Origin of the sequence: Streptomyces sp. NPDC020422 (assembly GCF_044386705.1) — a bacterium.
Classification (GTDB): Bacteria; Actinomycetota; Actinomycetes; order Streptomycetales; family Streptomycetaceae; genus Streptomyces.
The window spans coordinates 90,872-105,226 of the sequence record NZ_JBIRVJ010000013.1 but is presented as its reverse complement, the minus strand read 5'-3'; the positions used below and the strand labels follow the sequence as shown (position 1 = coordinate 105,226).

The 14,355-nt window shown below is 74.2% G+C and carries 11 protein-coding genes; 5 read left to right on the top strand and 6 right to left on the bottom strand.

The annotated features are described in order from the left end of the window. Positions 1–5 precede the first annotated feature (5 nt). Positions 6–653 (bottom strand): NADPH-dependent F420 reductase, encoded by a 648-nt coding sequence (locus tag ACH414_RS30350; protein ID WP_391768728.1) that lies wholly within the window; start codon positions 651–653, stop codon positions 6–8. Positions 654–834: 181 nt separating this feature from the next. Here ACH414_RS30350 and ACH414_RS30345 point away from each other — a divergent pair, with 181 nt between their 5' ends. Next, positions 835–1,428, top strand: coding sequence for a hypothetical protein (locus tag ACH414_RS30345; RefSeq protein WP_391768727.1), 594 nt, complete (start codon positions 835–837; stop codon positions 1,426–1,428). Between the two features lie 3 nt (positions 1,429–1,431). On the opposite strand, the gene ACH414_RS30340 is transcribed toward ACH414_RS30345, so the two are convergent. Next, entirely contained in the window at positions 1,432–2,757 is a 1,326-nt protein-coding gene (locus ACH414_RS30340; RefSeq protein WP_398944217.1) for a serine hydrolase domain-containing protein, read from the bottom strand. Positions 2,758–3,173: 416 nt separating this feature from the next. Here ACH414_RS30340 and ACH414_RS30335 point away from each other — a divergent pair, with 416 nt between their 5' ends. Continuing rightward, on the top strand, positions 3,174–4,460 hold the full coding sequence (locus tag ACH414_RS30335) for a phosphoribosyltransferase family protein (protein ID WP_398944215.1): 1,287 nt from the start codon (positions 3,174–3,176) through the stop codon (positions 4,458–4,460). Between the two features lie 11 nt (positions 4,461–4,471). Here ACH414_RS30335 and ACH414_RS30330 read toward each other — a convergent pair whose 3' ends face one another. Both ACH414_RS30330 and ACH414_RS30325 read right to left on the bottom strand, forming a co-directional pair. Then, positions 4,472–5,056, bottom strand: coding sequence for a TetR/AcrR family transcriptional regulator (locus ACH414_RS30330; protein WP_382541069.1), 585 nt, complete (start codon positions 5,054–5,056; stop codon positions 4,472–4,474). A gap of 47 nt (positions 5,057–5,103) precedes the next feature. Then, on the bottom strand, positions 5,104–5,832 hold the full coding sequence (locus ACH414_RS30325) for a TioE family transcriptional regulator (RefSeq protein ID WP_391768724.1): 729 nt from the start codon (positions 5,830–5,832) through the stop codon (positions 5,104–5,106). 100 nt (positions 5,833–5,932) lie between these two features. Here ACH414_RS30325 and ACH414_RS30320 point away from each other — a divergent pair, with 100 nt between their 5' ends. Beyond that, a complete protein-coding gene (locus tag ACH414_RS30320; protein WP_398944213.1) occupies positions 5,933–7,102 on the top strand; it encodes an erythromycin esterase family protein in 1,170 nt (389 codons plus the stop codon). A 307-nt stretch (positions 7,103–7,409) separates the two neighbouring features. After that, positions 7,410–9,719: a glycosyl hydrolase family 18 protein gene (locus tag ACH414_RS30315; protein WP_398944211.1), complete on the top strand. Its 2,310-nt coding sequence runs from the start codon at positions 7,410–7,412 to the stop codon at positions 9,717–9,719. A 16-nt stretch (positions 9,720–9,735) separates the two neighbouring features. Here the strand turns inward: ACH414_RS30315 and ACH414_RS30310 are convergent, their stop codons facing one another. Further along, complete coding sequence (locus ACH414_RS30310; protein WP_382541060.1) at positions 9,736–10,146, bottom strand: VOC family protein; 411 nt, start codon at positions 10,144–10,146, stop codon at positions 9,736–9,738. 40 nt (positions 10,147–10,186) lie between these two features. Beyond that, a complete protein-coding gene (locus tag ACH414_RS30305) occupies positions 10,187–12,958 on the bottom strand; it encodes a SpoIIE family protein phosphatase (protein ID WP_398944210.1) in 2,772 nt (923 codons plus the stop codon). A 210-nt stretch (positions 12,959–13,168) separates the two neighbouring features. Here ACH414_RS30305 and ACH414_RS30300 point away from each other — a divergent pair, with 210 nt between their 5' ends. Next, positions 13,169–14,248 carry an enoyl-CoA hydratase/isomerase family protein gene (locus tag ACH414_RS30300; protein WP_382541054.1) on the top strand — a complete coding sequence of 360 codons (1,080 nt, stop codon included), beginning with the start codon at positions 13,169–13,171 and terminating at the stop codon, positions 14,246–14,248. Positions 14,249–14,355 lie beyond the last annotated feature (107 nt).

Here is a 14,355-nt window from a genome sequence, read left to right as displayed (position 1 = left end):
CCGCGTCAGGCCTTCAGCAGTCCGAAGTTGAAGTCCCCCGTCCCCAGGGTCCCCATCAGGCGCACCCACAGGGGCAGCAGCAGTTCGGTGCCCCGGGCGCCCGACAGATCGCCGAGGTCGACGATCCGGGCGTCCGGCCAGCCGAAGGACCGCAGGAGGCCGGTCACGGTGGCCTTGGCCTCCGGGTCGTCGCCGCACACGAAGACGACGTGATCGCCCGGGACCCGGGCGGGGTCCACCATCACCGTGTTGGTCATGGTGTTCAGCGTCTTCACCACCCGCGCCTCGGGGAAGGTGCGCTGGATCTGCTCGGCCAGGCTGCCGCCGTCGGGCTGCCGGACCGTGGGCGGGAAGCCCTCCGAGAAGTCCAGCGGGTTCGACACGTCGACCAGGACCTTGCCCGCCAGGTTCTTCTCGCCCGCCGCCTCCAGCGCCGCCAGCGACACCAGACCCCCGGTGGCGTTCACCACCAGCTCGGCCGCGGCCGCCGCCCCCGCGAACGTGTCGTGGGCCGCCCCGTTCTCCGCCGCCCACGCCGTCGCTCCGGCATGGTCCGCGGTCCTGGAGCCGAGCGTCACCTCGTGGCCCACCGCGACCAACTTGCTCCCGAGCTGCCGGCCGACGTCGCCGGTGCCGAGTACGGCGATTCTCATACGTGTGCGCTCCTTCGCGGCGTCAGGGGAGTTCAGGGGTTCAGGGGACTTCAGGGGGACCGTATGCCCTCGGGAGGTGTCGCGCAGGGGTTCCGACGATCATGAGGGCGATTCGAGGGGCACAAAACCGACATTTATATGAGAATCGGCGTGAATCGTACGCATCTCATGGAGTCGCCGCGTGTCTGTCGCCACCACCCCCGACGCTCTCGACCGCGAGGCCGCCGCCCTCCTCGACACCGCCGCCTGGCAGGACATCGTGGACCGCTGGGCCGAGGCCCCGCCGGTACGGGAGGATGCCGCAGACTGGCGCCGGCTGCTGTCCGTCCCGGTGGACCGGCTCGTCGCCGACGCCCTCGACGCGCTGCCCCCGGCCCGGCCCGCCGAGCGGCCGCTGCCCGGCCGGCTCGGCGCGATGCTGCCCGACCGGCTGCACGTCTGGCGCCGGATCGGCAGCCCCGACGTGCGGCCCTCCGTCCATCTCGCCCACGCCCGGCGGGTCCTGACGGAGTGGGGGTGGCAGAACACCCCGTACAGGCTCCGCGACGCCCGCGGCGCACGCTGTGTCTGCGGTGCCATGCTCGCCGCGCACCGGCTCGGCTACGGCAGCGCCCCCACCATGAACGAGGCGGGGGCGTGGATGCTCGAAGAGCTCCGCTCGCACGGCTGGACCGGGCTCATCGGCCCCTGGAACCGCGCCCCGGGCCGTACCGCGGCGGACGCGCTCGCCCTGGTGGACGCCACGATCCGCCGCGCGGCCCGGGCCGGGCGATAGGCGTCAGTGCGCGGGCAGGCGGTCGACGAGCGGCGGCAGCGCGCCGGCCGGAGCGGCGGACCGCAGCCCCGCGGGGGCGTGGCTGCCGCTCAGGGCGCCGTCCATGTAGGCGTACAGCGCCGCCGTGATCGGGTCCGGCAGCGGCCGGCCCTGCTCGTCGAAGCGCTGGTACTTCATGAGGTTGTACGCGATCGAGGCCTGGCGGCGGCCGTCCTCGGTGGACAGGGACCAGGTCCCCGCGCCGAAGACCGCGCCGTCGTGGCCCCAGTACCAGGAGCCGCTCGGCATCTTGAGCGTGTAGATGCCCAGGCCGTACCGCATCAGGGGCTCTTCGCCGGGCTCCGTCTCGTAGGCGGGGACCGTCGTCTTCATCTCCCGCAGCGCCGCCGGGCCGAGCAGCCGCCCGCCGAGCAGCTTGCGGTAGAAGGTGTCGAGGTCGTCGGTGGTCGACACCATCGCCCCGGCCGTGCTCGCCCACGACATGTCGTACGTGCTGTAGTCCCGCGGCGGGTCGATCAGGCCGAAGAACGACTCGTACATCCCCGCGTGCGGGCCCCTGAGCGCCGGCGAGGACGGGTAGTACGTGTGGCGCAGGCCCGCGGGGCGGATCACCTGGCGGGTGATGTACGCCTCGGGGTCCTGGCCGGTGACCTTCTTCAGGACCAGCCCGGCCAGGACGTAGTTGGTGTTGGAGTAGCTGTGCCTGCCCCGCTCCTGCACCGGCGGGGCGGCGAGGCCGAGCCGGGCCAGCTCCTCGGGCTCGATGTGCCGCAGCCGGTTGCGGTCGAGCACGGCGCCGGGGTCCTGCAGGATGCCGGGGAAGGCCGGCAGGACGTAGTCGGCTATGCCGCTGGTGTGGTTGAGCAGCATCCGCACGGTCACCTTCTCGGCGCGCTCGCCGGTGACGAGCCCGGGCAGGTAGCGGCCGAGGGGCGCGTCCAGGTCGATCCGGCCGCGCTCCACCTCCTTCAGGACCGCCACGGCGGTGAAGGTCTTGCTGATGCTGCCGATCCGGTGCTCGAAGCCCGGGGCCATCGGGCGGCCGGTGGCCGTGTCGGCGACGCCCGTGGCGCCCCGCCACCGCTCGGAGCCGTCCCGCACCGAGGTGAACGCCCCGTACATCCCGGCGTCGCGGAAGGCGTCCAGCGACGAGCGCAGCGCCGCGCGGTCGAGGGCGGGCGTGTGGCGGGCGGCCGTCGTCGTCCGCGGTGCCTCCGGTCCGGCGGCAGCCTCGGCCGCCTGGGCCGGCAGGACCCCCAGGGACACGGTCAGCAGGGCGGTAGCGGCCACGGCCGTGGTCCGCGCCGGGCGCGTCACGCGTAAGCGCATGGAAAAGGGTCCCCTCCGTCGTTCGGTCCGCGCCCACGATCCGGGCGCGGACCGTCCATCCTCGCCGCGGGGTGCCGGGCCGCGCGTCAGCCCTCGGGACGATCATGCCCACCGGAACCCAGGACGTCCGGAGGACTACCCTGGGTGTATGGGCGCCGGCACTGGTGTGACCAGGCTGTTCCTCTGCGGAGACGTGTTGCTCGGCCAGGGGCCGACCGGCGCCTTCACCCTCCCCTCGACCCGGCCCTGCCCGAGCGGTACGTGCGCGGCGCCGTGGGTCCGGCCGATCCGGTCGAGAACCTCGTGCGGCCACCGCCGGACGCGGATCGCCTCCGCGCCCGCCGGGGCGGCGGACGGGGCGGCACCGACGGCCCGCGCCGCCTGAGCGCGGCGCGGTCCAGAAAGGCGGGCTGGAGATGTACTTCACCGACCGCACCGACGCGGGCAGGCAGCTCGCCGCCCGGCTGACCGGCCTCAGGGGGCAGGACCCGGTCGTCCTCGGGCTGCCCCGCGGGGGAGTGCCCGTGGCCGCGGAGGTCGCCGACGCGCTCGACGCGCCGCTCGACATCTGCCTGGTACGCAAACTCGGCGTCCCCTACCAGCCGGAGCTCGCCATGGGAGCGATCGGCGAGAACGGCGTCCGGGTGCTCAACGACCGGGTGCTCGCCGAGACCGGGGTGTCCGCGCACGACCTCGCCGAGGTCGAGAAGCGCGAACGTGCCGTCCTGGAGCAGCGCGCCCGGCGCTACCGGTCCGCCCGCGGCCCCGCCGACCCGAGCGGCCGGACCGTCGTCGTCGTGGACGACGGCATGGCCACCGGTGCCACCGCGCTCGCCGCCTGCCGGGTGGTACGGGCCAGGGGCGCCTCGCGGATCGTGCTCGCGGTGCCGGTCGCACCGCACGACTGGGCCGAGCGGGTCGGGGACGCGGCGGACGAGACGTACGCCGTGCGGGAGCCGCACCTGTTCTACGCGATCGGGCAGTTCTACACGGACTTCTCCCAGACCACGGACGAGGAGGTCGTCGCGTGTCTGCGGGCGCGCCGCGAGGGCCGCGGCGAGCACGCCGGGTACGCCGAGGACGGCGAGGTGCGGATCCCGCTGGGCGGTTCGGAGGTCGGCGGCCGGCTCACCCTGCCCGAACGGGCCACCGGCGTCGTGCTGTTCGCGCACGGCAGCGGCAGCAGCCGGCACAGCCCGCGGAACCTGGAGGTCGCCGCCACGCTCAACCGGGCCGGTCTCGGCACCCTCCTGTTCGACCTGCTCACCGAGGCCGAGGCGGCCGACCGCGCCAACGTCTTCGACACCCCGCTGCTCGCCCGGCGGCTGCGGCAGGCCACCGACTGGCTGGCCGGACGGTTCGGCGCCGGCGCGCTGAGCGTCGGCTACTTCGGCGCCAGCACGGGCGCGGCCGCCGCGCTGTGGGCCGCCGCGGAGCCGGACGACCCCGTGGCCGCCGTCGTCTCGCGCGGCGGACGCCCCGACCTGGCGGACGAGCGCCTGCCCGAGGTGACCGCTCCCACCCTGCTGATCGTCGGCGGCGCGGACACCCTGGTCCTCGACCTCAACGAGCAGGCCCAGCGGAGGCTGCGCTGCGAGCACCGGCTGGTCACCGTGCCGGGCGCGGGGCACCTCTTCGAGGGGCCGGGGGAGCTGGAGCGGGTGGGCGACCTGGCGGCGGCCTGGTTCGCCGAACGGCTCTGAGTCCGGCCGGGTCAGGGCCGGGAGCCGCCGACGATGCGGTCGACGGCCGCCGCGATCAGGGCGTCGCGCTCCTCCTCGGAGAAGACGTCGGGGAGCGTCAGCTGTTCGACGATCAGCCAGTTGAAGGCCAGGATCAGCAGCTTGACCGCCGTCGCGTCGCCGGGGAGGCCCGAGGCCTCGTGGTAGGCGACGTTGGCCTCGACGTCGGCGCGGATCCGCTCGGTGAGGACCTGGCGCAGCGCGGGGCGCCGGGTGGCCTCCAGGCGCAGCTCCAGGAGGGCCAGATAGCCGGTGCGGAAGGAGCTGACCCGGCCCACGAGTTCCCGCATGAGCTGGGTGTACGTGGCGAGGTCGGGGCTCGCCGTCCGCTGCCGCTCGATGGTCTCGGCGTCCGGCTGGAGCCGCTCGTAGACCCGTGCGCCCGCCTGGGTGAGCAGGTCGTCCCGGTTGGCGAAGTAGTTGGACGCGGTGCCGGGCGGCACGGCGGCCTCGGTGTCCACCGCGCGGAAGGTGAGGCCCCTGGCGCCGTCCCTGGCCAGCACCTCGATGGCGGCGTCGACGAGCGCCGCGCGGCGCTCGGGGTTGCTGCGGGCCACCGCTGTCACTCCCGTCCTCGGGTCGATCACATACTCCGGGGACAGTACTACGGCTGGAGTGGCATCGCTTGCGGGTCCCACACCTCCAGGTAGCGGCCGAGGCGCTCGGCCGCGTCCAGCATGGCGAGCCGCCGCGCGGTGAGGCGCCGCTCCCAGCCCTCCAGGGCCGCGGACAGGGCCTGCGTGCCGCCGGCCGTGCGGACCTGCCGGACCACGTCGGCGATCCGGTCCAGCGGATAGCCACCGCGCCTCAGCAGATGGGCCAGTTCGGCGTCCCGCACGTCGGCGGCCCGGTACGTACGGTGGCCGGTGGCGGGGTCCCGGGCGGGCGCGAGGATCCCCGCTGTCTCCCAGTTCCGCAGCGTCGCCCGGGTGACCCCGAGCCGGTGCGCGAGCTCGCCGACCGAGCGCGTGTCCGCGCCGGTCCCGGGCCGCCCGCCCGGGTGCCCGTCCCGTCGCGTGAGCTGCTCCACCGCGCCGCGCACCGCGTCCAGGGTCTCCCGGTCGCGGAGGGACTGGGCGTGTCCGCGGTCGACGGCCGTCAGGGCGGCGTCGAGCGCGCCCGCGTGCAGCGCGTTCATGATCCGGCCACCGGTGTCGTGCCCGTAGGCCCTGACGAGGGCGAGATAGGCGTCGAGAGCGGCCGCGTGCGCCTCGGTGTAGACGCGGTAGCCGCTGGAGGTGCGCGCGGCCGGCGGGATGCAGCCGTCCCGTTCGTAGTTGCGGACCGCCTGGGTCGAGATCCCGTGCCGGCGGGCCAGGTCGGTCGGTCGCACCCTGATCCCCGATTTGAGGCTTTCCGGCCGCCATGCGGCCGGGCTTCGCGGAATTGCCGTGAAAGTCTCCACCGTTCTTTCAAGGATACGGTGGAGGTCCATGAGCCAGGACATCCATACGTTCGCCACCCCCTCCTGCACCCTGCTCGGGCTGGGGGAACCGACCCATCAGGAACCCGCCTTCGGCCGGGTCCGCAACGCGCTCCTCGCCCGGCTGGCCGACCGCGGCTTCCGCTCCGTCGCCCTGGAGACCGACCGAGTGGCCGCGCTGCGCGTCGACGACTACGTCCGGGGCGGCGCCGGAACCCTCGACTCCGTGATGACCGAAGGGTTCTCGCACGACTTCGGCGCGCTCGACGCCAATCGCGAGCTCGTCGCCTGGATGCGGCAGCACAACGAGGACCTGCCGCCCGGGGAGCAGTTGGCCTTCCACGGCTTCGACACCCCCACCGAGAACTACAGCGCGCCCAGCCCCCGCGCGGCCCTGGAACAGGTCTGCGGCTACCTCGGGCTCGACTCCGAGGCCGCCCGACTCGCCGCCCTGCTCGGCGACGACGAGCGCTGGAGCCGTCCGGAAGCGGTCCTGGACGCGGACCGCTCGCCCGGCGCCACCCGGGAGGCGGAACAGGTGCGGGCCCTCGCCGACGACCTCGTCGGCGCGCTCCACTCCCGTGCGCCGGAGCTGATCGCCGCGACCTCGCTCGGCGCCTGGCGGCGGGCGAAGACGCACCTCACGGCCGGGATCGGGCTGCTGCGCTACCACCGGCAGTGCGCCGAGCCCGGAGACACCGGAACGCGCATCACCCGGCTGCTCGCCACCCGGGACGCGCTCATGGCCGAGAACCTCCTCGACATCAGGGCCGCCGAGGAGCGCAGAGGTCCGACGCTCGTCTCCGCCCACAACCTGCACCTGCACCGCACCGTGAGCGTCTGGAGCACGGGGGAGCTGAGCGCGACCTGGTCCGGGGCCGGCGGCATCCTCGGGTCACTCCTGGGCGAGCGGTACGTGTGCGTCGCCGGGAGCCTGGGGAGCAGCGCGGCCCTCGGCCTCGGGCACCCCGAGCCCGACACGTACGAAGGCGTCCTCCAGGAACGCGTCGACGGCTGGGGCATCATCGGCGCCGCTGACCTGCGCGACGGCCGGAAGCGGACCGGCCTGGACCCGGCGAAGGGCTACTTCCCGCTGGATGGGACGACGCTCGACGGCGTCGACGCGGTCCTGCACATCGGTGACGCCGGGGCGGTCGCCGCGCCCGCGTCCGCCCGCTGACGGAGGCCGGAACCGGCCGCCCCGTGACGGGGCGGCCGGGCGTGCACACACGGTCCTGCGTGGAACTGCGGTGCCGGGCGGGAACGGGACCGGCCCACACCGGCGCTGCCCCCGACCCGTCCCCCACGGTGGAGTAGACCACTGGGGGAGTCAAGCGGTCCCGCACCGCGTTGACGTAATGGTCCGTACCAACTACCTTGCCCATGGCTCCCGTTCGGCGGTCCCACAGCCGCAAGGCCGCACCCGAGCCCCCACACGGTCCCGCGACGCGCTCCCGTACCCCTCACACGCGTCCCAGGGAGACCCGATGGACAGACAGCGCAGAAGCCGCCGCAGACCGCGGCTCCACGGCAGCGGACTCCTCGTCCTGCTCGCCGCCCTCCTCCTCCCGCTCGCCGCCCTCACCGGACCCGGTGCCACCCCCGCACGCGCCGCCGGCACCGTCACCGCCGCATTCACCTCCGAGAACAACGGCAGCTGGTGGCGCGGCATCTATGTCATCCGCAACGGCACCACCACCCCCGTCAACGGCTGGACCCTGGAGTTCGACCTGCCCGCGGGCGTCGAGATCAGCTCCCACTACAACGGCGAGGCCACCGTCACCGGCCGCCACGTCACCGTCCGCAACGCCCACTACAACGCCACCGTCCCGGCCGGCGGCTCCACCGAGCCGTACAGCTACTGGTTCGTCGCCACCGGCCCGGCGACCCCGCCGACCGGCTGCACGGTCAACGGCGGCAAGTGCGACGGCAGCCCCGACGTACCGCCCGGCGCCCCCGGCACCCCGCGCGCCACCACCGTCACCACCCGGACCGTGGCCCTCGACTGGACGCCCGCCGCCCCCGGTGACCACCCCGTCACCGGCTACGAGGTCCTCGCGAAGGGCGCCGTCGTCGCCACCGCCACCTCGCCCTCGGCGACCGTCGGCGGTCTGGCCCCGGCCACCGCGTACACCTTCACCGTCCGCGCCAAGGACACCCGCGGCAACACCGGCCCCGAGAGCCCGCCCGCCACCGTCACCACCGTCGACCCGGCGAGCGACCCCAACCCGCCCACCGCCCCGGGCGCGCTGCGCGCCACCGGCACCACCGCCTCCAGCGTGAGCCTCGCCTGGACCGCCGCCGCCGACGACCGGGGCGTGGTCGCCTACGACGTGTACCGCGACGGCACCCTCGCCCGCACCGTCCCCGGCACGGCGACCACGGCCGCCGTCGGCGGCCTCGGCCCGGCCAACCCGTACACCTTCACCGTCCGCGCCCGCGACGCCGCCGACAACGCCTCACCCCCGTCGGCGGCCCTCACCGTCACCACCGCGGACCTGGCGCCCGGCCGCCACCTGAAGGTCGGCTACTTCGCCCAGTGGGGCATCTACGGACGCCAGTACTTCGTGAAGAACCTCGACACCTCCGGCGCCGCGGCCTCCCTCGACGTCGTCAACTACGCCTTCGAGAACATCGACCCCGTCAACCTCACCTGCCTCGCAGGCGTCACCAAGGGCGTCGGATCCAACCCCCAGGACCCCGACCAGGGCACCGGCGCGGGTGACGCCGACGCCGACTACGCACGGCCCTTCAGTGCCGCACAGTCCGTCGACGGGGTCGCCGACGACGGCTGGGGCAAGCTGCGCGGCAACTTCAACCAGCTGAAGAAGCTCAAGGCGAAGTACCCGCACCTCAAGGTCGTGGTCTCCCTCGGCGGCTGGACCTACTCGAAGTACTTCTCCGACGTGGCCGCCACCGACGCCTCACGGCAGAAGTTCGTCCGCTCCTGCGTCGACGTGTGGATCAGGGGCAACCTGCCCCTCTACAACGGCGCCGGCGGCGCGGGGGCGGCCGCGGGCGTCTTCGACGGCATCGACCTCGACTGGGAGTGGCCCGGCTCGCCCGACGGACACCCCGGCAACCACGTCACCGCCCAGGACAAGGCGAACAACGCCGCCCTCGTCGCCGAGTTCCGCAAACAGCTCGACGAACTCGGCGGCGAGCACCGGCTCCTGACCGCCTTCACCCCCGCCGACCCGGTGAAGATCGGGCAGGGCTGGGACCTCGCCAAGGCCGCCACCGCCCTCGACTACGCCATGGTCCAGGGCTACGACTTCCACGGCGCCGGCAGCGACAACTCCTGGGAGCCGAACCGCACCGGACACCAGGCCAACCTGTACACCGACGCCCAGGACCCCTACGGCTTCCACTTCAGCGTCGACGAGGCGGTCAGACCGTACCTCGCCGCCGGCTTCAACCCCCGCAAGATCACCCTCGGCATCCCCTTCTACGGCCGCGGCTGGCAGGGCGTCGCCGACGGCGGCGCCGCCGGCGAATGGCAGAGCGCGACCGGGGCAGCCCCCGGGCAGTTCGCCGAGGAGGCCGGCGTCCGCGGCTACGCCAACCTCATCGCCTCGGTGCCCGGACTCACCGTCCGCCACGACGAACAGTCCGGCGCCACCTACGGCTACACCGGCGCCGGCGGCCAGTGGTGGAGTTTCGACGACCCCTGGTCCATCGGCCGCAAGACCACCTACCTCAAGTCCAAGGGACTGCTCGGCGTCTTCGTCTGGGAGATGTCCGGCGACACCCCCGACGGCACCCTGATGACCGCCCTGCGCACCGGCCTCGGCTGAGCCGGCGCCCGGAGGATCAGGGCCGCGACACCACGAGTTCGACCTCGAACCCGTCCTCGTTCTCCAGATAACCCGCACAGGTCCGTTCCCCGCCGGCATGCGGATGCCGGTCGGGGAACAGCAGCCGCCAGCCGCCGCGCACGGCCCCGTCGACCAGCCGGTCGAACTCCGCCCGCGTCGCCACGTGGAACGCCAGATGGTTCAGCCCCGGACGCAGCCGGTCGTGCGCTCGGGCGCTCAGCGCCGGCGACTCCTCGACCACCACGTACGTGGCACCGAGCCGCCAGCTGCGGCCCCGCTCCCAGCTCTGGAAGGAGGAGTACCCGAGTGCTTCGAGGAGCGGACCGAAGGAGGCGGCGGCCCGCCCGATGTCGGGCACCCACAGCTCCACATGGTGCAGGGTTCCGGTGGCGACGGGGCCGGTCACAACATCCTCCAAGAGGTCGGCCCACGACCGTATCCCGAGCTCACCAGGCGAGGTCCTCCAGGGCGTCCGGATCGAGCAGCGGGGTCACTGCGCCGTCGCCCCGCTGCTCGGGGGTGACGGGCAGCTCGGCCCAGATGGTCTTGCCGCGCCGCGCGTAACGCGTGCCCCAGCGCTGCGCGAACTGGGCCACCAGGAACAGCCCGCGACCGCCCTCGTCCGTGTCCGTCGCGTGCCGCAGGTGCGGCGAGGTGCTGCTGCCGTCGGACACCTCGCAGATCAGCGCCCGGTCGTACACCAGCCGCACCCGCACCGGCGGCTTGCCGTAGCGGATCGCGTTGGTGATCAGCTCGCTGAGGACCAGCTCCGCCGTGAACCCGGCCTCCTCCAGACCCCACCGCGCGAGCCGCGCCGCCGCCTGGTTGCGCACCGGGGCGACCGCCGACGGATCGCCCGGCACCTCCCACTCGGCGATCCGGTCCGCCGGAATCCGCCGGGCACTCGCCACGAGCAGCGCGATGTCGTCGGACGGCACCGGGAACAGCATCGCCGCCAGCACGTCCGCGCAGGTCTGCTCGGGGGAGCGGTCCGGCCGGGCGAGGGTCTCGCGCAGCAGTCGGAGCCCGGTGTCGAAGTCCCTCGTGCGGTCCTCCAGGAGACCGTCCGTGAACATCACCAGCTTGCTGCCCGGTTCGAGCCGCAGCCGCGCCGACTCGAAGGGCCGCTCGCCCAGACCGAGCCCCAGCGGCAGCCCCGCCGGCAGCGCCGGGAACTCCACACTGCCGTCGGGCCGCACGAGCGCGGGCCCCGGATGCCCGGCGCTGGACATCGTGCAGGCGCCGGTCGTGGGGTCGTAGATCACATACAGGCAGGTGGCGCCCGCGCTGCCCTCGGCGGGGCCCTCACCGTCGGACTCCTCGCCGCCCTCGGCGCCCGAGTCGTTCTCCTCGGCGAGCCGGTCGATCAGCTCGTCCAGATGCCCGAGCAGCTCGTCGGGCGGCAGGTCGAGGGTGGAGAAGTTGGCCACCGCCGTCCGCAGCCGCCCCATCGTCGCCGCCGCGTGCACCCCGTGCCCCACCACGTCCCCGACCACCAGCGCCACCCGCGCCCCCGGCAGCGGGATCACGTCGAACCAGTCGCCGCCCACGCCGGCCTTCGCCGGCAGATAGCGGTACGAGACCGTCACCGCGCTCTGCTCCGGCAGCACGCGCGGCAGCAGGCTCCGCTGCAGTGCCACGGCCATCGTGTGCTCCCGGGTGAACCGGCGCGCGTTGTCGATCGCGAGCGCCGCCCGCGCCGCCAGTTCCTCCGCGAACGACAGGTCCTCCTCGCCGAACGGCTCCGGGGTGTCGGCGCCGCGCCAGAAGTTCGCCATGCCGAGCACCACCCCGCGGGCCAGCAGCGGCACGGTGAGCAGCGAGTGCAGCCCGTACGCCAGCGCCTGCGCCGCCCCCTCCGGGTCCTGCGCCCGCCAGCCGTCCGCCGCGGCCAGGTCCGCCTGGAGCACCGCGCGCCCCTCGTCCAGGGCCGAGGCCATCGGCGTGCTGGGCACCACGAACCGGATCAGGTCGCCCACCGGCTGCAACGGCGACTCGGCGCGGATCCCGGTGAGCGCCGTGCGCCGCATCTCGGTGAACGCCCCCGAGGGCTCCTCGCCCCGCACCACCGGGTCCAGCAGCTCCACCGTGACGAAGTCCGCGAACCGCGGCACCGCCACCTCCGACAGCTCCTCCGCCGTCCGCACCACGTCCAGCGTCGTGCCGATCCGCGTCCCCGCCTCGTACAGCAGCCGCAGCCGGCCCCGCGCCACCTCGGCCCGGCCGGTGAGCGCGGCCAGCTCCGTGGTGTCGCGCATGGTCATCACGCAGCCGCCGTCCTGCGCCCCGTACCCCGTCGGCCGGACGTTCACCGCGAGCAGCCGGTCCCCGGCCAGGTGCACCTCGTCCGTAGCGGCCCGCCCGGACAGCAGCAGCGTGGACGTACGGGGATCGAGACCGAGCTCGGAGACATGCCGCCGCTCCGCGTCCGCGGGCAGTTTCAGGAGCCGGCGGGCCTCGTCGTTGGCGAGCAGCAGCCGCCCGTCGGCGGCGACGATGACCACGCCCTCCTTCACCGAGTGCAGCACCGCCTCGTGGTGCTCCTTGAGCCGGGTCACCTCGGCCGGGCCGAGTCCGTGCGTCTGGCGCCGCAGCCGGGCGCTCACCAGACCCGCGCCGCCCACCGCGAAGACCAGGCCGATCGCGGCCGCGCCCAGCAGCAGCGGCAGCCGGCCCTGGACGGCCTTGCCGACCGTCTCCACCTCCAGGCCGCTGGTCACCATGCCGACCACGGTGCCGTTCTCGTCGCGCACCGGCACCACGGCCCGCACCGCGTCGTTCGGCGCCCCGTGGAAGATCTCGGTGAACGACTCCCCGGCCCTGGCACGCCCGATGTCCCCCTGGGCCCGCTGCCCGATGAGCGACGGGTCGGAGTCGGTGTAGCGCGCCCCGTCCGGGGACAGCACGGCGACGAAGTCGACACCGGAACCGACCCGCGCGGCCTCCGCCCGGCCCTGAAGGAGCGCCGTCGGGTCGGAGGAGCGCAGCGCGTCCGCGAGGCCCGGTGCGTGCGCGAAGGCCTCGGCGACGGCCAGCGAGCGGTTGCGGGCGTCGCGCTGGCTGTCGTACTGCCCCTGGAGCACCAGCGCGAGCGCCGCCGCTCCGACGATCAGCAGCGCGATGAGCGCCTGCAGGGCGAAGACCTGGCCCGCGACGCTCCGCAGCCCGGTGGAGCGCCCCCGGGTGTCACCTGCGGACCGGTTCGCGCCTCGCGTCACTGTGCGCTCCTTCCCGCCCTGTACACGGGCGCCTGTCTCCTATGCTCCTCCGCCGCGACCGGCAGGGGAAACGGGAGCGGGACCGAGAGCACCTGTGCGGGGCCCCTTCCGGCGGTTACGGTGGGTGGAAGATCGTTTGGCCGGGGGCGGGGGAGTCGCCCGCCGCCACCGGTCGCCGACCGCCCGTCACCGGCAGGAAGCAGCGACACCATGTCCCACGGCACCGCCGACCCCGTTGAGCCCGACGTGCTCGTGCACACCGAGGGCCGCGCAGGCTTCCTCACCCTCAACCGGCCCCGGGCGATCAACGCCCTCACCCACGCCATGGTCCGCACCCTCGACGCGGCCCTGACCGCCTGGGAGCACGACCCGGCCGTCGAGACCGTCGTCATCCGCGGCGCGGGGGAGCGGGGGCTGTGCGCGGGCGGCGACATCCGGGCCATCCACGACGACGCCAGGGCCGGCGGCACGGCCACCGTCGCGTTCTGGCGCGACGAGTACCGCCTCAACGCCCGGATCGCCCGCTACCCCAAGCCGTACGTGGCGTTCATGGACGGCATCGTCATGGGCGGCGGCGTCGGAGTCTCCGCGCACGGATCGGTGCGGATCGTCACCGAACGCTCCCGGATCGCCATGCCCGAGACCGGCATCGGCTTCGTCCCCGACGTCGGCGGCACCTTCCTCCTCGGCCGCGCGCCCGGCGAACTGGGCACCCACCTCGCCCTCACCGGCGCCCAGGCCGGCGCCGGCGACGCGATCCTGACCGGCCTCGCCGACCACTTCGTGCCCGCCGCCGACCTCCCGGCGCTCGCCGAGGCACTCACCCGGCTCCCCGCCGCCGAAGCGGTCGCCCTGTTCGCCCGGCCCGTGCCGCCCGGCGAGCTCGCCGGGCGCCGCCCCTGGATCGACGCCTGCTACGCGGCCGCCACCGTCGAGGGCATCGTGGAGCGCCTCGGCGACTCCGGCGTCCCCGAGGCCAAGGAGACCGCCACCACGCTGCTCGGCCGCTCGCCCACCGCGCTCAAGGCGGCCCTGGCGGCGATCCGGCACGCCCGCGGGCTCGACTCCCTGGAGTCCGCCCTGAACACGGAGTTCCGCCTGTCCTGCGCCGCGCTCTCCTCGCCCGACCTGGTCGAGGGCATCCGCGCCCAGGTCGTCGACAAGGACCGCGACCCGCGCTGGACGCCGGCCACGCTCGCCGAGGTGACGGAACGGGACACCGCCGCCTGGTTCGCCCCGCAGCCGACCGGAGAACTGGGGCTGACCCCCGCCGAGGGCACCGACCGCTGAGAGAAAGAAGAAAGGCAAGGACGCGTCCGCGTTCCTTGCCACTCTCAACTTATAGCGCACGGGGGGTCTTGCGGCAAGGCCCCCCATCTCCCGCACAATCCCCTACC